Source organism: Marinifilum sp. JC120, from assembly GCA_004923195.1.
Taxonomy (GTDB): Bacteria; Desulfobacterota; Desulfovibrionia; order Desulfovibrionales; family Desulfovibrionaceae; genus Maridesulfovibrio.
Window position 1 is genome coordinate 60,313 of sequence record RDSB01000008.1, and the last position, 23,527, is coordinate 83,839.

26 protein-coding genes are annotated in these 23,527 nt (G+C 50.7%); 7 read left to right on the plus strand and 19 right to left on the minus strand.

What is annotated here, in order from left to right; all coding sequences use genetic code 11:
* The first annotated feature begins 84 nt into the window (after positions 1-84).
* Together larE and larB are read left to right on the plus strand one after the other, a co-directional pair.
* On the plus strand, positions 85-882 hold the full coding sequence (gene larE, locus D0S45_09630; protein ID TIH15833.1) for an ATP-dependent sacrificial sulfur transferase LarE: 798 nt from the start codon (positions 85-87) through the stop codon (positions 880-882).
* Between the two features lie 137 nt (positions 883-1,019).
* Complete coding sequence (larB, locus tag D0S45_09635) at positions 1,020-1,772, plus strand: nickel pincer cofactor biosynthesis protein LarB (protein ID TIH15834.1); 753 nt, start codon at positions 1,020-1,022, stop codon at positions 1,770-1,772.
* Between the two features lie 105 nt (positions 1,773-1,877).
* On the opposite strand, the gene D0S45_09640 is transcribed toward larB, so the two are convergent.
* The 19 genes from D0S45_09640 to D0S45_09730 all read right to left on the minus strand — a co-directional run bounded on the left by D0S45_09640 (position 1,878) and on the right by D0S45_09730 (position 18,471).
* Positions 1,878-2,300: an ethanolamine utilization protein EutP gene (locus tag D0S45_09640; GenBank protein TIH15835.1), complete on the minus strand. Its 423-nt coding sequence runs from the start codon at positions 2,298-2,300 to the stop codon at positions 1,878-1,880.
* Between the two features lie 115 nt (positions 2,301-2,415).
* Positions 2,416-2,769 (minus strand): BMC domain-containing protein, encoded by a 354-nt coding sequence (locus D0S45_09645; GenBank protein ID TIH15836.1) that lies wholly within the window; start codon positions 2,767-2,769, stop codon positions 2,416-2,418.
* 148 nt (positions 2,770-2,917) lie between these two features.
* Positions 2,918-3,469, minus strand: coding sequence for a BMC domain-containing protein (locus D0S45_09650; GenBank protein TIH15837.1), 552 nt, complete (start codon positions 3,467-3,469; stop codon positions 2,918-2,920).
* A gap of 29 nt (positions 3,470-3,498) precedes the next feature.
* Complete coding sequence (locus tag D0S45_09655) at positions 3,499-4,824, minus strand: electron transport complex protein RnfC (protein TIH15838.1); 1,326 nt, start codon at positions 4,822-4,824, stop codon at positions 3,499-3,501.
* 210 nt (positions 4,825-5,034) lie between these two features.
* Positions 5,035-6,144: an iron-containing alcohol dehydrogenase gene (locus D0S45_09660; protein ID TIH15839.1), complete on the minus strand. Its 1,110-nt coding sequence runs from the start codon at positions 6,142-6,144 to the stop codon at positions 5,035-5,037.
* Positions 6,145-6,250: 106 nt separating this feature from the next.
* Positions 6,251-6,538, minus strand: a complete 288-nt coding sequence (locus D0S45_09665; protein ID TIH15840.1) for a BMC domain-containing protein — start codon at positions 6,536-6,538, stop codon at positions 6,251-6,253.
* Between the two features lie 24 nt (positions 6,539-6,562).
* The gene (locus tag D0S45_09670) at positions 6,563-6,907 is read right to left on the minus strand and encodes a hypothetical protein (protein TIH15841.1); all 345 of its coding nucleotides are present in this window, start codon (positions 6,905-6,907) and stop codon (positions 6,563-6,565) included.
* A gap of 2 nt (positions 6,908-6,909) precedes the next feature.
* On the minus strand, positions 6,910-7,458 hold the full coding sequence (locus D0S45_09675) for a BMC domain-containing protein (GenBank protein TIH15842.1): 549 nt from the start codon (positions 7,456-7,458) through the stop codon (positions 6,910-6,912).
* Between the two features lie 5 nt (positions 7,459-7,463).
* On the minus strand, positions 7,464-7,733 hold the full coding sequence (locus D0S45_09680) for an ethanolamine utilization protein EutN (protein ID TIH15843.1): 270 nt from the start codon (positions 7,731-7,733) through the stop codon (positions 7,464-7,466).
* A gap of 10 nt (positions 7,734-7,743) precedes the next feature.
* On the minus strand, positions 7,744-8,343 hold the full coding sequence (locus D0S45_09685; GenBank protein TIH15844.1) for a hypothetical protein: 600 nt from the start codon (positions 8,341-8,343) through the stop codon (positions 7,744-7,746).
* A 115-nt stretch (positions 8,344-8,458) separates the two neighbouring features.
* On the minus strand, positions 8,459-9,274 hold the full coding sequence (eutJ, locus tag D0S45_09690) for an ethanolamine utilization protein EutJ (GenBank protein TIH15845.1): 816 nt from the start codon (positions 9,272-9,274) through the stop codon (positions 8,459-8,461).
* Between the two features lie 115 nt (positions 9,275-9,389).
* The gene (gene pduL, locus D0S45_09695) at positions 9,390-10,061 is read right to left on the minus strand and encodes a phosphate propanoyltransferase (protein TIH15846.1); all 672 of its coding nucleotides are present in this window, start codon (positions 10,059-10,061) and stop codon (positions 9,390-9,392) included.
* 153 nt (positions 10,062-10,214) lie between these two features.
* A complete protein-coding gene (gene eutM, locus D0S45_09700; protein TIH15847.1) occupies positions 10,215-10,499 on the minus strand; it encodes an ethanolamine utilization microcompartment protein EutM in 285 nt (94 codons plus the stop codon).
* A 102-nt stretch (positions 10,500-10,601) separates the two neighbouring features.
* Positions 10,602-12,047: an acetaldehyde dehydrogenase (acetylating) gene (locus D0S45_09705; GenBank protein ID TIH15848.1), complete on the minus strand. Its 1,446-nt coding sequence runs from the start codon at positions 12,045-12,047 to the stop codon at positions 10,602-10,604.
* 4 nt (positions 12,048-12,051) lie between these two features.
* Complete coding sequence (locus tag D0S45_09710; protein TIH15849.1) at positions 12,052-12,699, minus strand: BMC domain-containing protein; 648 nt, start codon at positions 12,697-12,699, stop codon at positions 12,052-12,054.
* A 30-nt stretch (positions 12,700-12,729) separates the two neighbouring features.
* On the minus strand, positions 12,730-13,659 hold the full coding sequence (cutD, locus tag D0S45_09715) for a choline TMA-lyase-activating enzyme (GenBank protein TIH15850.1): 930 nt from the start codon (positions 13,657-13,659) through the stop codon (positions 12,730-12,732).
* Between the two features lie 67 nt (positions 13,660-13,726).
* On the minus strand, positions 13,727-16,273 hold the full coding sequence (gene cutC, locus D0S45_09720) for a choline trimethylamine-lyase (GenBank protein ID TIH15851.1): 2,547 nt from the start codon (positions 16,271-16,273) through the stop codon (positions 13,727-13,729).
* A gap of 30 nt (positions 16,274-16,303) precedes the next feature.
* Entirely contained in the window at positions 16,304-17,791 is a 1,488-nt protein-coding gene (locus tag D0S45_09725) for an aldehyde dehydrogenase family protein (GenBank protein TIH15852.1), read from the minus strand.
* Positions 17,792-17,853: 62 nt separating this feature from the next.
* Positions 17,854-18,471: a BMC domain-containing protein gene (locus D0S45_09730; GenBank protein TIH15853.1), complete on the minus strand. Its 618-nt coding sequence runs from the start codon at positions 18,469-18,471 to the stop codon at positions 17,854-17,856.
* Positions 18,472-19,225: 754 nt separating this feature from the next.
* Between D0S45_09730 and D0S45_09735 the strand changes: the two genes are divergently transcribed.
* From D0S45_09735 to D0S45_09755, 5 genes are all read left to right on the plus strand, one after another.
* Positions 19,226-20,311, plus strand: a complete 1,086-nt coding sequence (locus tag D0S45_09735) for a hypothetical protein (protein ID TIH15854.1) — start codon at positions 19,226-19,228, stop codon at positions 20,309-20,311.
* Entirely contained in the window at positions 20,311-20,577 is a 267-nt protein-coding gene (locus tag D0S45_09740; GenBank protein TIH15855.1) for a hypothetical protein, read from the plus strand. Before D0S45_09735 ends, D0S45_09740 begins: the two co-directional genes overlap by 1 nt.
* Before the next feature lie 147 nt (positions 20,578-20,724).
* The gene (locus D0S45_09745) at positions 20,725-21,576 is read left to right on the plus strand and encodes a MerR family transcriptional regulator (GenBank protein ID TIH15856.1); all 852 of its coding nucleotides are present in this window, start codon (positions 20,725-20,727) and stop codon (positions 21,574-21,576) included.
* Positions 21,577-21,722: 146 nt separating this feature from the next.
* Complete coding sequence (locus tag D0S45_09750; protein ID TIH15857.1) at positions 21,723-22,478, plus strand: DUF362 domain-containing protein; 756 nt, start codon at positions 21,723-21,725, stop codon at positions 22,476-22,478.
* A 116-nt stretch (positions 22,479-22,594) separates the two neighbouring features.
* Positions 22,595-23,485, plus strand: coding sequence for a peptidase (locus D0S45_09755; protein TIH15858.1), 891 nt, complete (start codon positions 22,595-22,597; stop codon positions 23,483-23,485).
* The last annotated feature ends 42 nt before the right edge of the window (positions 23,486-23,527 follow it).

A 23,527-nucleotide genomic window follows, 5' to 3' on the forward strand; every position in this document is an offset into this window, starting at 1 on the left:
TTTTTTGCCTCCGGCGGCTTAAACCCTTTTCCAAAAGGGTTTAAGAATCCCAAAACGTTTTAGTTGTTTTCACTGGTTACTTTGATGGACACACTTGCTTTAAAATATAAAAGACTACTCGAAACTATTGCTGACACAGCCGGTTCGGTCATAGCTTTTTCAGGTGGCGTGGATAGTACTCTGCTGCTCCATGCCGCAAAAGAAACTCTTGGCGAACGTGCCTTGGCTGCGTCTATCACCACGCCCTATGTTCCAAAATGGGAACAGGACGAGGCAATGGAATTCGCAAAACAGGTGGGTGTAAAACATGTTGTGCTGGAAATCGATTTTCCACCTGAACTGCGCATGAATCCGCCAGAACATTGCTACACCTGCAAGAAAATTTTGTTCAGTAAGTTGCTGGGAGTATCGCAAGAGCACGGCTTTGAACACGTCCTTGAAGGCACTAACATTGATGACCTCAGCGATTATCGCCCCGGCATCAAGGCCTTGCGTGAACTTGGAATCCGCAGCCCCTTTGTGGAAGCTAAACTGACCAAGCAGGAGATCCGCGAACTGTCCCGCAGATTCAACCTGTCCACATGGGACAAACCTTCTTTCGCCTGTTTGCTATCACGCATGCCTATGGATGTTGAGGTAACTGACGAAGCCCTGCGCCAAGTTGAACAGGCCGAAGTGTTCCTAATGCAAATCGGCTTCCCGGCTGTGCGGGTCCGCCATCACGGCGAAATTGCCCGTATTGAAGTTCCGGCTGACAGACTGCAAGATTTCATCAACGCCAATGAAATTTACGAGATCAACAATAAATTAAAAGAATTCGGCTACCGCCATATAACGCTGGACCTAGAGGGTTACAAAATGGGTAGCCTGAACAAGAAATAAAACAGCCCCTAATAGGGATTCTTAAGGGGCTTAGCTCCTTAAGCCGCCGGAGGCGAAATGCGATCTATAAAAAGCGCGATAGCGCATCAAATCAAAGCGTCGCAGACCCGCCGGAGGCCTACGATGGAGAATTCACAATGACCAATGATAATTTAAAAAATATTTTACATGCTATCCGTGACGGCAGCATGGATGTGGATCAGGGGATGGAGAAGCTGCGCGACCTGCCCTATCAGGATATCGGCCACACCAAGATTGACCATCACCGCAGCCTGCGCAACGGCTTCCCGGAAGTTATCTACGGTGAAGGCAAAAGCCCGGAACAGATTGGAGATATTTTCGAACATATGTGCGGACGTAGCAACGTGCTGGCAACCCGCGTTTCCCCGGAAACAGCCGAGCACGTAATATCCCGTTTCCCGCATGTTGAATATAGCGCGACAGCCAACACCCTGACCTGCAAGAGCAGGCAAATCGAATACAACAGCGGCACCGTGGGCATCATCACCGCCGGGACTTCCGATCTGGACGTTGCCGAGGAAGCACTGGTGACCTGCGATATGCTCGGCAGCCGCGCCGCCATCATCTCCGACATCGGGGTGGCTGGAATCCATCGCATGTTCGACCGCATTGATGAGATCAGAAAATTCTCCGTGCTCATCGTAGTCGCAGGTATGGAAGGCGCACTTTCCAGCGTTGTCGGTGGTCTTGTAGAACAACCCATCATCGCCGTGCCGACCTCAGTAGGCTACGGGGCCAGTTTCTCCGGGCTGTCCGCGCTGCTCGGGATGCTCACTTCCTGCGCCAGCGGAGTGACAGTAGTAAATATTGATAACGGCTTCGGTGCGGCCTGCGCAGCATGTAAGATTAACAAGGCTATTGATAAATAGGAATGCCTCCGGCGGCCCTTCGGGGACCAAAGAAACTTTTTGGAAAAAGTTTCTCTGGACTCTTCAAAAACTTTTAATTGGGCTTCGCCGCTAGCGTATATAAAATTAAGATATAATTTCCAGCACTTCCTCAATCCCCTCACCACTCACACTACTGGTATGAATAACTTCCTTTGCTCCGGCCTGCTTTAAAAAGCGTTCAGCCAGAACGGGATCGGCGTTGGGTGCATCAACTTTGGAGACAAGACCGATGACCTTGCGATTGAACATGGAAGCGAAAAGTGGAGGAAAAAGACTGGTCCGGCGGGTAGAATCTTGGACGATAGCCAAGACCTTACAATCTGCGGAAGAAGTTATCAGGGCGTGGTAAAACCAGCTGTTCTCTAAGAATTCACCGGGGGTGTTGATAAACGGGCCGAAATGTTCCACGGCCATGGCGCGACGCGGAGAGTAGGATTCCCCGGAAAGAACTTTGATAAGCGAGCTTTTGCCGGAACGGGTCTCACCCACGAACATTGTTTTTTTCATAAGATGCCTTCGGCGACCCTGCCGGGGGCCTCAAACCCTTTTCCAAAAGGGTTTAAGAATCCCAAAACGTTTTAATAGGCTTTCCCGTTTCATATGGCAAAACCTCTTCTTGATTTTAGGATCTAGTCAGCTCCACAGAAGAGTAATGCAGGGTACCCTCAAAGTAATCGAGTACGGCACGAAGCGAAGCTTCCACGCTGGCAACATCTCCCAGAATCAGCAATGAACCGCCGAAGCGATCCAGAAAACCGATCTCCACAGAAGCAGCCTTGGTGGCAACATCAGAGGCGATGATCACACCCTCACTAGGGGTGATAGTCATAATGCCGATGGCCCCGGAAGAATTATCATCCAGACCGAGCTTGAGATAGATATCCCGGTGCGGGCTGGCAATAAGATGGGCAAGAGTAACCTGCTTACCGGGAACGTATTCCTGAATAATGCGCTGTTTGTTGTCATTGTCCATCATGCTTGTACTCCTGAAAAATTAAACGACGTTTTGCCATCCGAAGCGGCGAAGCCAAACTAAAAAAGTTTGGGATTCTTAAACCCTTTTCAAAGGGTTTAAGGCCCCCGGCAGGGACCGTCGGTAGACCCGCCGGAGGCTCTTCTTAAAATTAAATCAACTGCTCTTTAATGCCTTCGCTGGGGGAAGGAATAACCACGTGACTGTGAACAGGTCCGGACTCGCCGACACCTTCCACTCCGGCCTCAACAGAGGCACTCACGGACCCCACATCACCGGTCATGGTCACATATGCTTTACCGCCAAGCCCTGCTGCCATGCGAATTTCGATCAGGCTTACATCAGCAGACTTGGCTGCGGCGTCCGCTGCAAGGATACAGGATGCGATAGTGTAGGTTTCAATCACACCCAGCGCATCAATCTGCGGAACAATGGAAGTTCCGCTCAGAGCGGGGATAACATCCTCGTGCACGCTGGCGATGGTGAAATGATCAACGACCATATCCGCGCCGATTTCGCAACCGACTTCAACGGAACTCTTTACCGACCCGGTATCCCCGGTAACAACAACAATATATCTGCCCGGACAGGTGGGGCGGGCCATAACCAGCTCGACCTGTGCTGCTTTGAGCATTTCATCTGCGGTGTGTATGCCGAGGGCAACGCTGTTCAATTCTACACAACCGATAGTACGTAAATTCATATCTAAATCCTCTTTGGAATCCCTGATAATTATTTCTTAATAACGACTACGCCGTTCTCAACGCTTTCAACAACGCCGTCAATGCTGGCGTGAACCCTTGCGCCCATTGCGCCTTCGGGAATTTCACCGAGCAAGTCACCGCAGCTGACCTTATCTCCTGCGGAAACAACACACTGCGCCGGGGCACCGATGTGCTGACCGAGACGGATGTTGACCACGGAAGGTGTGAACTCACCTGCGTATTCAGGATGACCGTCATACTTGGTCAGGTTCAAACGCTGAATCAGACGCTTGGTGGGAATGGCTCTGCTCTCGCGGAACGGGTTGGCTTTCAGCTCGTTGCCTTTGGATTCCCAAGTCACGCGTTCCTTCATCAGAATCTGCTTGATCTGGGCATTAACCTCACGCGGTGAAATCATCATGGGGCAGGCGAATTTTTCACAGATGCCGCACTCGGAACAAAGTAGTGCTTCCTTGGCGATCTCGCTGTCCAACTCGTTGTTGGCGATCACCCGCATCAGTTTGTGAGGATGCAGCGAATGTCCGAGCAGGTTACGCGGGCAAAGATCGGTGCAGCGGGAACACTGACAGCAGATAGTGTTAGTGATGCGGCGGATCTTTGCGGGGTCCATGACCTTGCCTGCTACCACGTTATGGTTCGGGGGCAGGACCAGAAGTCCGCTGGTGGTCTTGGTTACCGGCTGGTTGGTATCGGGAAGGACCCGGCCCATCATGGGACCGCCGTCAACGACTTTGTAGTCGGAAATGGTCGGTCCACCAGCGAATTCGAGCACATCGGAAACAAGGGTACCCACGGGAACTTTAACAACCATGGGGGTCTTAATTTCCCCGGCAACGGTCAGGTAGCGATGAGTAACCGGCTTACCGTCTATGGCAAGGGCAACGTTGAACAGGGACTCGGTGTTACTGACCACAGCACCCACCTGAAGGGGAATGCCGCGTTCGGGAACAGTACGGCCCAGAACTTCGTAAACCAGCACCTGCTCGTCACCGGCAGGGTAAAAATCTTTAAGTACAAAGCACTCGAGACGACCGGAAGTGTCACGTCCGACAGCAGCTTCAACAGCCTTAACAGCCTTAGCGTGTTTGCCCTTGAGACAGATGATGCCTTTCTTGGCTCCAGTGCAATCCATGATCGCTTCGAGACCGCGGATCATGGTATCTACTTCCGCTTCCATGAGGTAAGGATCGCTCATGAGCAGCGGTTCACAGGAGGCACCGTTTACCAGAACGGTATCTACTGTTGCTTCAGCTTTAACGTGAGTCGGCAGGCCGGCACCACCGGCACCGACAACGCCTGTCTCGCGAATAATATCAACTATATTTACAGCCATTTAATTATTCCTTCAGATTTGCCTCCGGCGGCCCTTCGGGGACCAGAGAACCCTTTTGATTCGCCCCGTCCTGGGGCTCACCCCTGCGGGGCGTTGCCTTTCAGACAACGTCCAAATCCGCTGTCCTGCGGATTTGTGTAAAAGGGTTCTCTGGACTCTCCTAAAACTTTCATTAAGCTTCGCTGCCGGGGGTGTTCAAAACTGCTATATCTACCAAGCCTTGAGCAGAAGTTCCTTTACGTCATCACGAGAAGGAATTCTGGGGTTGCCTGCAGTGCAGATATCATCGAGCACGTTGCGGGCAATGGTGTTCAGGCTGGTCTTGAAAACACTTTCATCAATCTTCAATGCGCCAACGTTGTTAGGAATACCCATGGACTCGTTGAGTTCACAAACCGCATCGATGAGGGATCTGGTGCCTTCTTCAACGGTTTCTGCGGGCAGTCCCAGCATGGTGGCAATTTCATGATAACGGATGCCCACATCAAAGCTGTTGAACTTGATTACGTGGGACAGGACTACCGCATTTGCCAGACCATGCGGCACATGGAAAATTCCGCCGAGGGAATGGGCGATTGAATGGGTGATACCCAGTCCGCTGTTATTGAAAGCCATGCCTGCCATGCAGGAACCGAGCAGCATGTTCTCGCGTGCTTCCATGTCATCACCATTGATGTAGGCCCGCTTGAGATACTTGAATACGTAACGAATAGCGTATCTTGCGTAGATGGAAGTAAAAGCGTTGGCCTGACGGGAAGTGTAAGCCTCAATGGCGTGGGTCAGCACATCCATACCTGTTGCAGCAGTAACATGCGGCGGCAGGGAACGAGTGAAACGAGCATCAAGGATAGCCATATCCGGGATGAGCATTTCATCATTGAGGGGAATCTTGACCTCATTGACCTTGTCGGTGACCACGGCGATGCTGGTAACTTCTGCTCCGGTACCACTTGTGGTGGGGATAGCAACCAACGTGGGTTTGGTCTTTCCTTCAAGGGCCTTGCTGGCGAAGAAAGAAATGGACTTAGCCGCATCAATGGGCGACCCGCCGCCGAGAGCAATGATCAGGTCGGCCTGATTTTTAAGGAAAATCTGTGCTCCCTTGGTAACTGTCTCAAGGGAAGGATCGGGTTCAACCTCATCAAAAATGATGTAGGGAATCCCATTACGATCCAGATGAGTACGGACCCGGTCAGCAAACCCGGTCTTAACCATAAAGGAATCGGTAACAATAAAAGCCCGCGTAGCCGGAATAGTCTCCAGATTATCCAGAGCGTCCTCGCCGTAGCAGATTTTTGTTTTTCCGTAGAACTGTGTCACCCTTTTCTCCAATGAATCAAAAATATCAGGTTATAATCTATTCAGCTTGAAATTTGTATAGGGGCGCAGGTGTGAGGGGTGATGGGTACCTGCGCCCCTTAAGTCCTTACTTTACAGCGCATTTGGGAAGAATAACTTCCACTTCGCTGTGAGGACGGGGTATCACGTGTACGCTGCGCAGTTCGCCTACGCGTTCAGCTGCTGCTGCACCTGCGTCTACTGCTGCTTTAACAGCACCAACATCGCCGCGAACCAAAACGGTTACGAGGCCGCCACCGACCTGTTCACGGCCGACGAGAGTTACGTTTGCTGCTTTAACCATAGCATCGGCTGCTTCAACAGAGCCGACCAAACCTTTAGTTTCTACCATTCCGAGAGCATTGGATGACATAATTTTCTCCTCTTAGGATACTAAGCTTTAAATATTTCCTTTAACGGCTTCAGCAAACTTGAAGCTCATTTCCTTGAGCTGACCAAGATCGGTGATTCCGTATTCTTCCTTAAGCAGAACTGCGATGCCCATGACCAGCTCTTCGCATTCGTCACAAACTTCTTTGGTGCAGTCCGGGTTTCCGCATCCACCATTACCGGCTTCGGCAACAGCAGCTGCGGCATCTTCCACGCGGGCAAGGCTGATCTTTCTCTTACGGAGCTCATCTTTAGCACCGGGAGTCAGGATCATGGTATTGTCCACATAGAGAGTGTCACTGTCCGGGCAGATAAATGAATCAAGATTGCCCGCTTCGATAAGTTTCTTTTTCATCTTTACCTCGTTCCCCGTACTAAGGCCTTTACGACCGAGGCGTCGGGTCCGGGGATGACGACCGCCTCAACAAGATTGTTGCCCAAAACGGCAGATGCAGCATCTGCGGCTTCCTGAACCGCGGCAACATCGCCGCTCATAACGAAATATGATTTACCGTTAATACCCTGCCCTGCTACAAAACGGGCAAGCTCAACACCTGAACGCTTGACTGCCGTATCCGCTGCAACCACTCCAGTGGAAACATTACGACACTCAATAACCCCGATAGACTGAACATTTGCAATGGCAACGGGGCTTTTCAACACAGCCGCCACTTCCGGAGAAAGGCTGGAAATAACAAAGCTGGCCTTGATCTTGCCGCCGTCTGCATTGGCAGAATCGACACTGGCTGACACAGCTGCACGCTCACCGGAGACAAAGATCAGATATCTGCCGGAACAAATAGTGGAAGCACGGACAAGATCTACATCCGCGGCTTTCATCATGGCATCCGCAATGCGTACTCCGGGTGCGATGTTCCAGCATTCAACTATTCCCAGCGTATCCATAATAATTAGACCTGTGCCTGAACTTCGTCGATAATGCCCACGATGGAAGCATCAACCGGAGCATCATGGTTACGCAGGGCCATGCGTGCGGAACTTCCGGTGGTAACCAGAACCTGCTCGCCGATGCCTGCGCCCACGCAGTCCACGGCTACGAAAATTTCTTCACTGCCCTTTTCTTCAATATCGAGCCGCTGAACAACCATCAGCTTCTCTCCGCTCAGAGTCTCCTCTTTGCGGGTGGCCCAGACATTGCCGACAACTTTGCAGATAATCATAAAACAATCCTTAGAGGGTCTTGCTGATGTTAATGTTCAGTTCCTTGGCTGCTTCTTCGGCAAGCGGGGTTACCCGTGCCGCAGGCAGTACCACCAGTTCTTTAGCACCCTGCCCCGCCGCGTCACTGACCACCTTTTCGGTGATCAGTGCTTCCCTGAATTTCAGGGACTCGGGGCGTTTGGGTTGAAATCTTTTCATACCGAAGCCAGCGAGAGTCTTTTCATGCGCCTGATAAAGAGCATACAGAGGGCCGGGAGCAGTCTGACTGTACTCTTCGTAACCGAAGGCCAGAACTTCCACGGTCTGGCCCAGCAGCATCTGCCGCAGAACCTCGGTCATGATCTTGCCGTGGGCTTTACCAACAGCGAGGTCAGACATTTCGCAGACGCACAGGGAAGGCACGATGTAACGGCTAAACTGTGCACAGGAAGCCTCTTCGCCGAAGAAGTAGTATTCATATTCATCGCCAACGCTGTTGCGCACTTTCTCGGCAACGAGGCAGTCGCGTTCGGCCAAAACCAGCGCACAGTCCTTTTTAGGATCTGACTTGAGCTGTTTCAGCACTTCTGCTGCGATGGATTTAACCAGTTCATTTACGTCTACGGTCATGTTGTATGCCTCCGGCGGCCCTTCGGGGACCAAAGAAAACTTTAAAAAGTTTTCTCTGGACTCTTTCAAACTTTTTTAGCGGGCTTCGCCCCTTCGGTTACTACAATCTGCTGTTCTAGCAGTTCAGGGCGATGCCCAGTGGAGTTACTAAAAACGGGTTGGCCGGTTTGTAGACCGGGATACCCACTTCTTTTTCCACCACTTTTTCCATGTCCTTGAGACAGCATGTACCGCCTACAAGGTAGATGGCTGAAATATCGCGATCCTTGATGTGACTCTTAACGATGGTGCCCATTTTCTGGACTACCGGACGAACAACAGGCAGGATCTCGTTCTGTCGTTCCTTAACTTTTTTCAAATCTTCGGCTTCTTCAAAACTGACCTTGTAGTTACCGGAAAGAACCAGAGTCACGTGGGTTCCGCCGGTAGCTTCGTCAGCTACGTAAACGACTTTGCCGTCTTCCAGAACAGAAAGCCCGGTAGTGCCGCCGCCGATATCGACGATGACACCGTTTTCAAGACCAAGCACAGCGTTGGCTGCGGTTGGTTCGTCCAGAATGGAAGTAACTTCCAGCCCGGCACCTTCCACCACATACTGATGAGTGGAGCAGTCCTTTTCCCCGGTTCCCGGAGGAACTGCGATGGCTGCGCGTTCCAGCTTACGTCCCAGCCTTTCTTCAAGCTCGCCCACCAACTTGCGGGTGATGCGGGTTGCGCCCATGTAATCAACAACCAGACCGTCTTTGATGACCCGAGCAAATTCCATGGCGCAGGCCACAGGTTCTTTTTTGCTGTTCAGGACAACCACCACGATGTAAGCGGTACCGAGATCTACACCCACCAGAAGTTCCTCGTCAGGACTGACGGAAACGGTGTTCTCAATGCAGCTCTCAAGATCACTGATCTTCTGGTCAATTGCTGAAAAATCCATGGTCTCAACTCTCTCCCCGCACACTCAAGTAAACAAAGCGGCGAAGCCTAATAAAAGGTTTTGAAGAGTCCAGAGAAACTTTTGCAAAAGTTTCTCTGGCCGCCGGAGGCATCTCTTATCTTACAATCTTACCGGTAACAGACTTGTTCCAGCCTGCGCTGTTGCCTTCATCGGGATCGATATGCATAGCAAGCTTGAACTGGGGGTTAACACGTACAACCACGTCTTCGAGGATAACCGGGCGTTCGCTTTCAAGGCGTACGCTGACGCGGTCATTGTCTTTTACGCCGAGCTTATCGCCGTCTTCGGGAGACATGTGGATATGGCGTGCAGCCACGATAACGCCTTCTTCGAGACCGACGATTCCGGTCTGAGAAGCAAGGATGATACCGGGAGTTCCGGCAACATCACCGGACTGACGAACCGGAGCTTTAATGCCGAGAGCACGCGCTTCGGTGTTGGAAATTTCTACCTGTGAAGCGGAACGTGCGGGTCCGAGCACAGCAACGTTGTCCATTACGCCTTTGGGGCCGATAAGGCGCACACGCTCTTCGCAAAGAAACTGACCGGGCTGGGAAAGTTCACGAACCGGTGTCAGAGGTTTGCCGTAAAGCTCAAGGGCGTCCTGCTCGCTGAGGTGAACGTGACGGGCGGAAAGCTCTACAGGAATAGGCTCGCTTGCTCCGGTAGATACGGAAACGTGCGGAGCTTCGGTCTTCAGCTGGTCGATTACGCCTTTGATGACCCCTTCCATGATATTATTAATGACTTGTTCGTTCATGCTCATTTCTGTGTGAAAAATATTGTCCGTTCTGATCAGGTATCGCGCCGGGCGCGGTACGGCCTACTTTAATATGGCCGGGGAAGGAAAGAGCATGCGGGCAAAGCTTTCCTCCCCCGGCCTTGATGCCTCCGGCAAACCGAAGGCATTCAAGACTAATTAACCTTCAGACTTAGGAAGGATGATTTCAACTTCGCCGTGGGGGCGGGGGATTACGTGTACGCTGATGAGTTCACCAACGTTCTGAGCAGCTGCTGCGCCAGCGTCAGTTGCTGCTTTAACAGCACCAACATCGCCGCGAACCATAACGGTTACGAGACCGCCGCCAACCTGAGTCTTACCGACCAGAGTTACGTTTGCTGCTTTTACCATTGCGTCAGCAGCTTCAACAGCGCCAACGAGACCTTTGGTTTCAATCATACCCAGTGCGTTCAATGAGGACATTTTTGTTCTCCTTTAAATTGATTTATCGGCCTTTCGGCCACCCTCTATTCCCTGTACGGGAATCGCTTTTTATATTTTCGAGCGGGAAGTTCAGACTTCCGGCTATACCATCTGCTTAAGCTGCTCGACGATCATGGCAGTGATTGCCTGAACATCGATGGACTCGGAATCGGATGCATGAGCCGCAGGAGCGGATTCGCAAGAAAAATTTCCGAGATCGTAAGCCATTCTTCTCACGTTCATGAGGTTGAGCGGAGTAACGTTATCTGAAGTGGAGCTTCCGCCTACAGTACCGCAACCAAGGGTAAAAGAGGGGAAGAGAGAGGTAGTGAGGCCTACAGCACCGTGGGTGGACGGAGTGTTAACCAGCATTCTGGAAACAGGCTTCTTCATACCGAATTCACGGATAACTTCTTCGTTCTTGGAATGGATGGCCAGGGAATGACCAATGCCGCCGTTTTCGAGCAGCGCGTGGCACATCTCGCAAGCACCTTTCCAATCTTCAACAACGTAGAAACCAAGCAACGCGGTAAGTTTTTCCTTAGAGAAAGGATACTTGTGACCGACACCTTTTTCGTCAGAGACGAGCAGGCGGGTTCCGGCAGGCACGGAAATTCCGGCCAGCTTGGCAATGTAACCGGCATCGCGGCCTACGATTGCGGGGTTCATAGAACCGTTACCGCGTTCCATGACAGCTTTAACCTTGGTCAGGTCTTCGCCGTAAAGGAAGTAACCGCCCTGTGCGATAACTTCAGCTTTGACCTGCTCGGCAATGCAGGACTCGGTGATAATGGACTGCTCGGATGCGCAGACAGTACCGTTATCAAAGGTCTTACTTGCAAAAATCTTGGTGACCGCATCTTTAATGTCAGCGGATCTTTCAATGTAGGCGGGAACGTTACCAGCACCTACGCCGAGAGCGGGGGTACCGGAGCTGTATGCAGCCTTAACCATGCCCGGACCGCCGGTTGCGAGAATGAGATCGGAAACTTTCATGAGCTCGCCGCTACCCTGAATGGTAGGCACGCTCATTACGCTAACCAGATCTTCACTTACGCCGCAGTCGTGCAGTACGGAACGGATAATTTCAACGGTCTTACCGATACATTTCTTTGCACTGGGGTGCGGGGTGAAAACAATCGCGTTCCCGGACTTCAAGGCAATCATGGATTTGTAGATAGTCGTAGACGTGGGGTTGGTGGAGGGAACGATCCCTGCAATAACACCCATGGGAACGGCGATCTCGACAATCTTCTTTTCCTTGTCGTCGCAAAGCACACCGATGGTCTTCATATCTTTGATGGCTTCGTAAAGGCTCTGACTTGCAAGAACGTTCTTGGTCTTCTTGTCTTGAACCTTACCGAAACCGGTCTCTTCAACAGCGAGTGCTGCAAGGGACTCCGCCTGAGCGTAAGCTGCTTCGGAAATAGCCTTTACAATGCCGTCAACCTGTTCCTGAGTCATTTCCACCAGATCAGCCTGTGCTGTTTTAGCGGCACGAACCAGTGAACGGGCTTCTTGAATGGACAATAAATCCTTGTCTACCATTGGATTACTCCTCTATCTGCCTGGTAACATTTATAATCGCGTCAATAAGTGTCTTCTTGGTGGCTTTCTTGACCTCTTCATTGGTCAAGGAAATACCGTCCAAGTTTCTGGCAATCTGCCGGACCTTACTGATTTTCATTTTCCTGAGTTCCGCTGCCCGATACTTCGGGTCTTCCTCTGCCGGGGCAACTTCCTTTACTTCGGGAGCAACCGGGGCTTCAGGTGCGAACTCTTGCACTGCCGGGGCTTCGGATTCCTTTTTCGGAGATTCCAAAGTTTCGACTTTTTCTTCCGCAGGAGCTGGTTGAGTCTGCTCTGCCGCAGAAGCGGGAGATTGTGCTACTTCCCGTGAAATTTCTTCAGCTTTCGCAACAGGCACGCTGGTTGCGATAATCTTTTCCAGTTCATCATAGGGACGGGCGATCACATGACGGGAAACCAGCTCTGCACCTTCAATGCGTGCGATAGCTGCTGCCCCGGCCTCAACAGAGGCCTGCACTGCGGAAACCTCGCCGCAGACAGTGATGGTCACCAGTCCGCCGCCGGAAATATTCTTTTCCAGAAGATTTACTGCGGCGGCCTTAAGCATTGCATCCGCGCCTTCAATGGCGGCCAGCAGTCCTTTCGTTTCAATGAATCCAAGTGAGTTCATAGCTCTGTTCTCCCTAATCGCTGCTTTGTCTTAGTGTCTAACCACTGAGACCGGAAAATTGTACTTACTGATGGCCTGCTCAATGCGTTCGAGATCGGCATTGCTCAATTTGGGGTCACCTTCCACCGGATATTCCCAACCGAGTTGGGTGTACTTGTTCACGCCCATCTTGTGGTATGGAAGCAGATCCACCCCTTTGAAATTTTTAAGATCCTGATAAGGCTTGAGCATTTTCACAAGTTGCAGAACTTCTTCTTCGCCGTCGTTTACGCCCTTGAGCATGGGCATTCTGATCTTGACGTTGTTCCTGTTCTCAAGGAGCCAGATCAGATTCTGGAGAATCATCTCATTACGCACACCGGTAATTTCGCGATGACGCTCGGAATTCATGTGTTTGACGTCGTAAAGGAAGAGATCCACGAATGGAGCCACTTTTTCGATAACTTCAGGACGGGCATAGCCGCAGGTCTCAATGGCGGTGTTGATGCCGCGCTGCTTGCAGGCCTGAAGCAGACTTGCTGCTGCCTCGGGCTGGGCCAAAACCTCTCCTCCGCCGAGAGTCACACCGCCGCCGGAAGTTTCGTAAAAAGGGCGATCCTCTTCGATCATCTCGACAAGTTCGGAGATGCTCTTTGATTCACCAACGATTGCCAGAGCACTTTGCAAGCAGGCATGTTCACACTTGCGACAGCCCACACACTCGGCATCACGGTCGATGAAATGTTTTCCTGCTCCGTCCATTTTATGGACACCGGCGGGACAGACGGAAACACAGTTTCCGCAATTTACACACTGATCCTGCTTATAAAGGATCTGGTAGCGTTTATACTGTCCCTCGGGATTCGAACACCATTCACAGCGCAGGGGGCAACCCTGGAAGAATACGAGAGTTCTCACTCCCGGACCGTCGTGCATATTGTATTTCTGTACGTTGAATATCTGTGCTTTTCTTTCAATCACGGTACTATTCTCTTGCTGTGCTGTTACTTCAAATCCCGAGGGACTTTTATTCAATCAGTAATTGAACCTAGATCGCGTTCATCATGGTACGGCTGATAATTTCATCCTGTACGTCTTTGCAGAGTTCTACGAAGAACGCGGAGTAACCGGCCACGCGAACAACGAGGTCACGGTACTTCTCGGGGTGCTTCTGAGCGTCGAGCAGGGTTGCGTTATCAAGGTAGTTGAACTGCATTTCGCCGTTACCCAGTGCGCTTGCAGTACGCATCAGGGTAATGATGGAGTTTTCACCTTCGGGGGTGTCGAGCAGTCCGGACATGATCTTGAAGTTATGAACCATACCGATATTCATCAGGTCGTTTGCCATCTTGGAAACAGACTTGATAACCGCGGTGGGTCCTTTGTAGTCCGCACCCTGAGTCGGGCTGATGCCGTCGGAAAGAGGCATCCATGCGTCACGTCCGTTCGCGGATGCGCCGAGGAGCTGACCGAAGGGAGTGTTGTTGGAGATAGACAAGGTTCCGTGGCTGAGTACGGAGTACAGGGTCTTGTACTTGCGGTGCTCAGTTTCGGTGAAGTGAACCAGATCAGCAGCGATCATGTCGGCGTAGTCATCGTCATTGCCGTACTTGGGTGCTGCGAGGCAGTCAGCCTTCATCTGATCAAATCCCTTAAATTCAGCAACGAGAGCTTCGTTCATCTGAGCAAGGGTGTACTTTTTGTCTTCATAAACCAGCTTTTTAATGGCGGCCATGGAGTCCGCGTAAGTGGCGAGACCGGACCAGACAACGCCGGGACCGAAGTTGTACATGGCGCCGCCGGAGGCTACGTCAAGTCCGGACTCCATGGTGCCTTCGTACATAAGGGACATGAGGGGTTTGGGAGCATGTTCCCTATGAACGCGCTGGGAAATTACAGTAGCTACGCTAGTCCACTTGGTAACGTATTTGATCATTTCCTTAACGGCACCTTCGAATTTCTCGTAAGTGTCGTAGGATTCAAGAGAACCCATATCCGGGCAAACCTGCTTGCCGTACCAGAGAGGCACACCGTGGTTCATGACCAGCTCGATGCAGATAGGCCACTGGGTGTAAGCAGTGGAGGTCCACTGGTAGAGACGGCCGGACTTCTGGGGTTCAACACAACCCATCAGGCAGTAGTCGCGTGCATCTTCCATGGATACGCCTTTAGCGAGCATCATCTTGATGTGAGCATCGTCAAAGTGAACTGCGGGAAAGCCCATGCCGGAACGAATAACATCAACAATTTTCTTTAGGTACTCGTGGGGAGATTTGTTGTGAACACGGGTAGCCAGAGAAGGCTGGTAGACCTTAACGTGACGGACTGCATCCATGAGCAAGTAAGTCAGATCGTTGGTTGCATCATAACCTTCACGGGTGACACCACCGACGCACATGTTAACGAAAGGCTGGTAACCGGCGAAGAACTTGGAGGCATCTTCACTGGTGATCCACATCATTTCGGACATCTTGATGAGCATACAACCGGCGAGGTCGAAAGCTTCATACTCGGTCATGCGTCCGGCTTCGAGGTCAGCCTTGAAGTAGGGGTACATGTACTGGTCAACACGACCGATGGACATACCGGTCTGGTTTTCTTCAACAACCAGCAGAGACTCAACAGTCCATACTGCCTGAATAGCTTCCCAGAAGGTTTCGGGCTTGTGTGCGGGCACACGGGCGTTGACTTCGGAAATCTTGAGCAGTTCAGCCTTACGCTTAGGATCAGTTTCCTGAGCGGCCTTTTCTGCTGCGTACTCGGACATACGCTTGGCGTAGATCATTACACCTTCAGCGGTGTCGATTACAGACTTGTAGAAGTAGATCTTGTCCAGATCGTCAGGGTTCTCATAATCGAGGTTGTCGAGGTGTGCCTGAGCTTCGGCTTTGATGTCGAGCATGCCTTTTTTCATAAGGATGACATCGTAACCGGGGTTGGAGTCACCACCACCGTTTACTGCGTGGTAGGAGCAATCGGAAACATAGGATTCACCGGAAAGTTCCCAGAGACCTGCTTCGCGATACTGGCCTTCGCAGTATTCGTCGATGGATTTGTTTTCCCAAAAGGGGAAAAGCTCTTCCTTCATGTATTTCTTGTCTTCTTCAGAAATATGGAAGGGGTCCTGCGGACGGGAACCGATGGTTTCCAACTCGTCTTTCATCCAGCGCCATGCGATTTCAGGAGAAAAAGAACCTCTGCGGGGTGCGCCGGAGGGGTTACCTACGATGAGTTCATTATCCTGAATTACCAGCGGAGCCTGTTCGCAGCTCGCTTTGAAGCTTTTACCACGCAGGATAGCTGCGGGCAGGCCGGGGAATTCTTTAGTAATCTCAGTCATCACGCGAGCGGACTCAACACTGATGGAGGGAACCTGCTTGAGGAAGTTCTCTTTCAGTTTAACGTGACGGTCAGTAGGACCATTGGGGATACCCTTGGTCTCGGTGCAGGATACCGCAGCAGCAGACTGCTCTGCTTTTTCTTTGAAAACCTCGGCAGAAACGCCCTCGAAAATTTTCTTCAACGAGGCACGTTCGGTATCAGTAAGGTTCTTGGTTGCTTCAGCAAGCTTGTTGGAAAAACTTTGAAGATCCACTGTATTTCCTCCGTTTAATGGATTTGATTCTTAGCGATCCGCAGGATCATCTATGGCTTCAATGGCCGTTTGCAGGATCTGTTGAATAACCTGCACCATATTGGAATCGTTTACTTTTGTTTTATATTGATCACCTGTCTGGCCATTCTGTCCCAGCACATCTTCCGCACGCCTAACCCCGCAACCGACCTTCCTGATATAGATAAGGTTCATGGGGGAGACGTTGTCGGAAGTAATCCCGAATCCGGCAGATGAACTGCCCAGAGTCATTGAGGGGAATAGATTGGTAGTGGCACCCATGCCGCCAAAAGCTGCCGGGGTGTTGACCAGAAGGCGGCCAACAGGCTTCTTGAGAGCGAACTGGAGAATCACGTCCTCATCTGCGGAGTGAATAACCAGTGTATGGGCATTCCTTTCGTGGAGCAGCAGCTCAATGCACTTTTCACAGGCGTGCATCCAGTCGTCCTCCACATAAAGGGCCAGAACAGGGGAAAGAAATTCTCTGTAGTAAGGGTCGGTGTCGGAAACGTATTTACGTTCCGCCACCAGTACGGTGGTATTTTCGGGCACGCTGAACCCGGCTCTACGAGCCAGTGTCTGAGCGGCTTGTCCGGCCATGCCTTTCCTGCGCTGTCCGTCAGGCGCGATGAACAGTGCGGCAAGAGCTTCGGCCTCGCTCTCGGACATAAAGTATGCCCCGCAGGAATTCAGCGACAAACGGACATCATGGGCAACACAGGAATCGACAACGATGGATTGCTCCGCAGAAGGAGCAATCCCGTTATCAAAAGTCTTGCTGGCAATGATATCTTTAACAGCCTGCCCAATGTCGGCAGAACGTTCGATAAAAGCCGGACCGTTGCCGGTTCCCCCGTAAATGACCGGTTTGCCGGTTTTCTGGGCATATTCGATCATCCCGGGAACTCCGGTAACCATGACCAGCGATATGTTCCTGTGATTCATCAGTTCACAGGTTCCGCTCTTGGTAACCGTCTCCAAATAGGAAAGACAGCCTTCAGGAAGCCCACAGGCTTCTCCGGCTTCGATCATGATATCCAGAACCCGGCCGATGCTTTTTACTGCACCGGGATGGGGGGAAAAAATAACACCGTTTCCAGATTTGATCGCAATCAGGGTATTATAAATTGTGGTTGAAACCGGACCGGTCACTGGACAAAGAGCAGCGATAACCCCAACGGGCACACCGATGTCGGTAATCTTCTTCTGCGGGTCTTCATTGATAACACCCACACAGCGCATACCGCGCAATTCCTTACGGACCTGATTACAGACGAAGCGGTTCTTGACCAGCTTGTCCTGCCATTTGCCGCCGTCAGTCTCTTCATGAGACATGAGCGCCAGCTCCTCAGCATGCTCCTCAACCGCGTCCGCAAGGTGCTCGACTATTTCATCAAGCTTCTCCTGCGGGAAGGTTGCCAGCTTTTTCTGTGCCTCGTGAGCAACTTCCGCCAGAATTCTGGCTTGCTGGATGGAGAGCAAATCGTTGTCAACAATCATCGCCTACCCCTTTACCTGTGACTGAAACGTTACTTTAATATCCGGTTCCGCCTGCTTCCGAATTAAGGGAGCAGGTTGTCGATTGCGTAAATCTTGGTGATCTGTTCCAGATCGCGATGGGGTGTGGGGATAACAAGAGATGCGTATACTTTCGCTTCCATCTGTTCCACAGCCTTCACACCTGCTTCAACAGCGGCCTGACAAGCTGCCACATCGCCCTGAACCAGTACGGAAATATATCCGGAAGCAACGTTTTCGTAGCCGATGAGCTCTACGTCTGCGGCTTTCATCATGGCGTCTGCCGCCTCAAGGATGAAAACAATACCGAATGTTTCAATTAAGCCCATTGCCCGGGGACGGGGGCCGGAGTAATCAGTATCGTCCGTGGTCTCCACACCATGAACAGACACGATGTCGCCGACGCCGCGAATGGGGCGGGGCATAACGTTCTGAGCAGTAAGTTCACCGATTTCAGCAGCAGTAGCAGCTCCGGCATCAACAGAAGCCTTTACTGCTGCGACATCACCCTTAACCATAACGGCTACGAGGGTAGAACCGATGTTTTCATAACCAACGAGTTTAACATCTGCTGTTTTAAGCATCTGGTCCGCGCCGCCGATGGACGGAACCATTCCGAGAGTTTCGATAAGCCCGAGGGCCTCTTCGCCTTGGTACCTCATGTAATCTCCATTGAGCTGGTATTGCAGTTCAAAACCATGACTTATGACTTTTGACGGATGCTTTTCTTAAGAATCCACCTTTTCCACATCCTGCAACCAGCCTAGCCCCTGACCTAAGGGGGAAGGTCAATAAGGATTTCACAAATTTAGCAACTTTTTTTGTAACACCTTAAAAAACAAGCCTTTTAAACAGTGACAATTTCGTCACGACAAAAACTACATGATTCTCGAAATCAATTAGATTATTCGCGCAATACATCTCTGCGAGTTTCATGTTCACCAAGCAAAATAAGGATTGAACCAACATTCAGTTTCAGATCTGTAACACGACAAAATTTGTCGATTTGCGGCACAGGAGTGTCAAATCATCAACTGATCAGCGACCCTAATTTGTCACACGAATGTAACGTTGTGAGCTTGTGTTTTATCTTTAACGAAGTAACTTGGTAGGTAATCGTGGGTAATTATTTTCTATTTTTTAAAGCAGAACTCTAAACTACTAATTTTATGGACATTATATCTTCTTTACCGATCTCCAAACCTGCATTAACAGGATCATTTCACAGCTAATCAAAAAAACCGCATTGACCTTCCCCTTAAGGGAAAGGATATAAATTTAAGAACTAGGACCTTCCCGCTAGGGGAAGGGTGTTTTTTCCCTGCTATGTGGAAGCGAATTCATAGACCAGTGATGTAAATGCAGGGATCGAGGGTGTGAATTTCAGATTAACTTTTAATGATTAAGGAGACGACCATGGGGGAAGCAACTATTGCAATCAACCCGGCAGCCGTCGCTGCAAAGCACAAGCTGGCGACCAGCTTTAAAAGAAAGGGTATTGTTATCGCCCTTCTTTCCGGACTGCTGTATGGTTTTTACACTGCATTCATGACTTTGGGCATGTCTAAAGGTATCTGGGTGGAATGGTACGGTGAGAATTCCGGACTGTCCGCATTTACGGTCATGTATCTCTTGAGCGCCATCGGCGCGGCAACCACCGACACATGCAGCGCACTCTGGGCTGTAGGTATTGCTGGCTTCCGCGGCCGTTTTGCCGACTTTGTTCGCTGCATCAAAACTAAACCCGGCATGGTAATGGTCGGTGCCGCGATAATCGGCGGGCCTCTTGCAAGTACCGCTTATGTTGTAGGCCTTCAGCTTGCCGGTTCTCTGGTAGTTCCCATTGCAGCACTCTGCCCGGCTGTAGGTGCTATCCTCGGCCGCTTCCTTTTTAAACAGGAACTCAATGCCCGCATGCTGATGGGTATCGCCATCTGCTTTGGCGCCAGCTTCATGATCGGCTCCACCAGCCTCGACGGCGCAGGCGGCCCCAACCTGATGCTCGGCCTCTTCTTCGGCTTTCTCGCAGCTGTATGCTGGGGTATCGAAGGTTGTGTATGCGGTTACGGTACTTCCATGATCGACCCCGAAATCGGCATCACTATCCGTCAGGTTACCGCTGGTTTCTCCAACCTTTTCATTCTCGTACCCCTGTTCGGCTTCATCGCACACGTTGATGCTTTCGGCATGGTCGCACAGTCTTTCACCGACAGCGAATCCATGATCTGGTTCGTACTGGCCGGTCTCTCCGCATACCTTACTTTCATGTACTGGTATAAAGGAAATGCCATGTGCGGCGCTGCTCTTGGCATGTCCTGCAACGGAACATTCTCCTTCTGGGGCCCCTTCTGCTGCTGGATTGTCCTTGGCGTTGCCATGGGTATGGAAGGCTGGGATATGCCTCCCGTCGCATGGGCAGCAGCAGTAATCATGGTAATCGGTATCTTTATCATCTCCATGAACCCCCTGGACCTGTTCAAGAACAACGAGGAGGCAAAATAATGATCCCTCTTAACTACGCTATCCTGAAGCACTTCACTAAAGTGGAAGAAGCCTGCGCTGACTGCGTCATGAACGCCCTTAAAGATCAGTACGGAACCTTCAAGGCTTTTAAAAAGCCCTCAGTCATCAACGCCCTGATGACCGCAGAAGCAAACGGACTCATTGAAGAGTCCCGCTTCGACCTCGACTCCAATCAGGAACTGCGCGTTTACTACCGCGCTCACGCTGAAGGAGCCGAAACAATCAATAACTACATCAAAGGTTAATAGCCAAATACCTCACCAAAGCAAGGGGAGCTGTCTCGCAGAGACGCTCCCCGCTTTCGTCTCTAGAGGTAGGCACATCAACGCACGGAAAGATTCTGTTGAAATAATCTTCGAAATACCGGACCATAAGAACTGGAGGAGAGACCAGTGAAGTACAAGGAACGCTATTTCATAGGGGACATGAGCAAAATCTGTAACATCTCCAAAAAAGCACTGCGTTATTACGATCAGATTAATCTCATCCCCTCACAGCGACACGATTACAATAACTACAGGTATTACACCCGGGAATCCCTGCTCTCAGTCCCGGTTATCAAATATTACAAGCAGATGGGTTTCACTCTCGAAGAGATGAAGGAATTCATTGAGGGCAGCGCGCAACACGTATTCAAATCCATACAGCACTCGTTCCGGGCCAAAATCAGGGAACTTGAGGACGAGCAGGAAAAAATCCGCCGCAGGCACGTATCGGTCAAAGACTGGTATGAACTGGTCCGCGAAGCGGAAATGGTAATCGACAACAACATAAACGAAGTTTCAATCAAGTACATTGAGAGCAACGACCTGCTCTTTCAGGACCAGAAATTTGAAGACGACCTGCAATGGTCGATCATCAATCTTGAATTCACCCAGCATGTGGAAGATGTGAATAACGAGATAACCGGCCCGGTCATCATCAACTTCTCATCACGCAAAAAACGCATCGAAGGCGAAGATCAAGAGATTAAGATGCTGCAAAAAACAGTTATTCCTTGCAGCGAAGAAAACACATATGAATTCGGCGGGGACATGATGCTCTCCTGTTACCATCTCGGAGCCCACGAAGACATCCATAAGACTTATATGAAAATGGAACGCTGGGCAGCCAACACAGGTTACATACTGAGTGAAGATTCCTTTGAACGGTTCGTAACCGATTACTGGACCACCAATAACAGTAAGAAATTTGTAACCGAAGTCCTGATCAAATGCTCGCGGCACGGCGATCAGGATTATTAGTCCCGCTCCTCAACACGCATTAAATATCGGCCTGCTTCACTTTTGGAGCAGGCCTTTTTTATGAACCTGTCCATTTTTTATGGACACTGGGGTCGGACATTTTTTAACATCCAAGACTCATCAATCCCCATAAATGAGGAAGACCAATGCCCCCCGTAGCTGAAATAAATTTCAAAGACTACCGCAGTTCCGTAAAAAAGGCACTGGACAGAATTGAAGCAGCCGAAGCTATTGCCACTGAAAATAGAATCCTGCTCAAACCCAATCTGGTTAATGCTTCCACACCCCCGGTGACTACTGAGCCTGAATTCTGCCGCGCGGTAATTGAATACGTACAGGCAGCCAACCCGGACGCGGAAATAGTAATCGGCGAAGGATGCGGGGATTTGAATTATGAAACTGATGAAATATTCAAGCTGCTCGGCTATGAAAAACTGGCTGAAGAATACGGAATAGAGCTGCTGGACCTGAATCACGCCCCGCTTTGTGAGAAAAAACTTGAAGGGGCCAAAGTCTTCCCGACCATCTTCCTGCCGGAGATCGCTTTCAGTCATAAGATCATTTCCCTGCCCAACCTCAAGGCCCATTCGCTGGCCGGGATAACCGGGGCCATTAAAAATATGATGGGCTTTGCGCCCCCGGCCCATTACAACGCCGGAAGCTGGAAAAAATCATTTTTTCATCAGCAGATGCAGCAATCGGTGAGGGAATTGAATATGTTCATTCCACCGTGGCTCTCAATTATGGACGCTAGCGTGGGGCTGGCAGAATATCATCTCGGCGGTGCGCTGTGTGACCCTGATCCTGAACTGGTCCTCGCCAGCTTCGATGCGCAGGCCCTTGACCGCAGGGCCGCGGAAATCCTCGGCCTCAACTGGCGGGATATCGGTCACCTGCGCTAATAAGCGGACTAAATAAATCGGCGCAAAAATTTCACACATCTGTTTCTCTTTTAAGCGAACCTGTAAGGTGGTATGTCTTTGCGCATATCACCTTATTTTATGATAAAAGGATTGCCATGAATAATAAGAAATGGGGGGAGACGGAAAAGAGCCAGTGGCTGGCCGAAGTCTCTCTTGAGAAAAACTATAAGCAAGATGTTTTGGACAGAATATCTGGATTGCCGGATTCATTCCGCGTGGAAAAATACGGTCAGCTGTCCCACGATCAGTCGCGTTACCCGCTTTATGCGCTTCTATCCGCTGATTGGTCTGCAAAGCTGCCCACCGCGCTGATCACCGCCGGGGTACATGGATATGAAACTGGTGGTATATATGCCGCCCTTGAATTTCTAGAAAGCACAGCCCAGAACTATGCCGGAAAATTCAATCTGGTGGTTGTCCCCTGTGTGAGCCCTTGGGGCTATGAAACCAATAACCGCTGGAATCCATATACTGTAGATCCGAACAGGTCATTCAGCAACGACGAAGCCGAAGAATCCGTGTTGCTCAAACAATTTGTCTCCACTATTGCGGGCAAAATTGCAGTGCATATTGACCTGCACGAAACAACCGACCGCGACAAAACGGTCTTCCGGCCCGCACTGGCAGCAAGGGACGGAGTGGAATGCACAAATGGTGAGATTCCGCAGGGGTTCTATCTTGTGGCAGACGAAGCAAGACCGGAACTGGATTTCCAGAACGCGATAAACCGTGCAGTTGAAGAAGTTACGCCCATTGCTAAACCTGATGCGTCGGGAAAGATTCTCGGTGAACCTGCCGTGGCCCATGGAGTTATCCTTTATCCCATGTTGAAACTCGGCCTGAGCGGTATACTGACCGACGCCCCCTATCATTCAACCACCGAGATCTATCCTGACGGGGATTGGATGACCCCTGAATCAAGCATTGCAGGACAGATCGCCGCAATCAGGGGCGGGTTGGATTATGTGATTGAGCAAAATATTTAAACCAGCTGAGTTGATTAAAATCAACAGACTGTTAAGAAAGTG

Bases quoted from the DNA above. Each gene is read 5' to 3' on its own strand.
- larE (TIH15833.1), top strand. From the start codon at position 85: ATGGACACACTTGCTTTAAAATATAAAAGACTACTCGAAACTATTGCT.
- larB (TIH15834.1), top strand. From the start codon at position 1,020: ATGACCAATGATAATTTAAAAAATATTTTACATGCTATCCGTGACGGC.
- D0S45_09640 (TIH15835.1), bottom strand. From the start codon at position 2,300: ATGAAAAAAACAATGTTCGTGGGTGAGACCCGTTCCGGCAAAAGCTCG.
- D0S45_09645 (TIH15836.1), bottom strand. From the start codon at position 2,769: ATGATGGACAATGACAACAAACAGCGCATTATTCAGGAATACGTTCCC.
- D0S45_09650 (TIH15837.1), bottom strand. From the start codon at position 3,469: ATGAATTTACGTACTATCGGTTGTGTAGAATTGAACAGCGTTGCCCTC.
- D0S45_09655 (TIH15838.1), bottom strand. From the start codon at position 4,824: ATGGCTGTAAATATAGTTGATATTATTCGCGAGACAGGCGTTGTCGGT.
- D0S45_09670 (TIH15841.1), bottom strand. From the start codon at position 6,907: ATGAAAAAGAAACTTATCGAAGCGGGCAATCTTGATTCATTTATCTGC.
- D0S45_09675 (TIH15842.1), bottom strand. From the start codon at position 7,458: ATGGATACGCTGGGAATAGTTGAATGCTGGAACATCGCACCCGGAGTA.
- D0S45_09680 (TIH15843.1), bottom strand. From the start codon at position 7,733: ATGATTATCTGCAAAGTTGTCGGCAATGTCTGGGCCACCCGCAAAGAG.
- D0S45_09685 (TIH15844.1), bottom strand. From the start codon at position 8,343: ATGACCGTAGACGTAAATGAACTGGTTAAATCCATCGCAGCAGAAGTG.
- eutJ (TIH15845.1), bottom strand. From the start codon at position 9,274: ATGGATTTTTCAGCAATTGACCAGAAGATCAGTGATCTTGAGAGCTGC.
- pduL (TIH15846.1), bottom strand. From the start codon at position 10,061: ATGAGCATGAACGAACAAGTCATTAATAATATCATGGAAGGGGTCATC.
- eutM (TIH15847.1), bottom strand. From the start codon at position 10,499: ATGTCCTCATTGAACGCACTGGGTATGATTGAAACCAAAGGTCTCGTT.
- D0S45_09705 (TIH15848.1), bottom strand. From the start codon at position 12,047: ATGGTAGACAAGGATTTATTGTCCATTCAAGAAGCCCGTTCACTGGTT.
- D0S45_09710 (TIH15849.1), bottom strand. From the start codon at position 12,699: ATGAACTCACTTGGATTCATTGAAACGAAAGGACTGCTGGCCGCCATT.
- D0S45_09725 (TIH15852.1), bottom strand. From the start codon at position 17,791: ATGATTGTTGACAACGATTTGCTCTCCATCCAGCAAGCCAGAATTCTG.
- D0S45_09730 (TIH15853.1), bottom strand. From the start codon at position 18,471: ATGAGGTACCAAGGCGAAGAGGCCCTCGGGCTTATCGAAACTCTCGGA.
- D0S45_09735 (TIH15854.1), top strand. From the start codon at position 19,226: ATGGGGGAAGCAACTATTGCAATCAACCCGGCAGCCGTCGCTGCAAAG.
- D0S45_09740 (TIH15855.1), top strand. From the start codon at position 20,311: ATGATCCCTCTTAACTACGCTATCCTGAAGCACTTCACTAAAGTGGAA.
- D0S45_09750 (TIH15857.1), top strand. From the start codon at position 21,723: ATGCCCCCCGTAGCTGAAATAAATTTCAAAGACTACCGCAGTTCCGTA.
- D0S45_09755 (TIH15858.1), top strand. From the start codon at position 22,595: ATGAATAATAAGAAATGGGGGGAGACGGAAAAGAGCCAGTGGCTGGCC.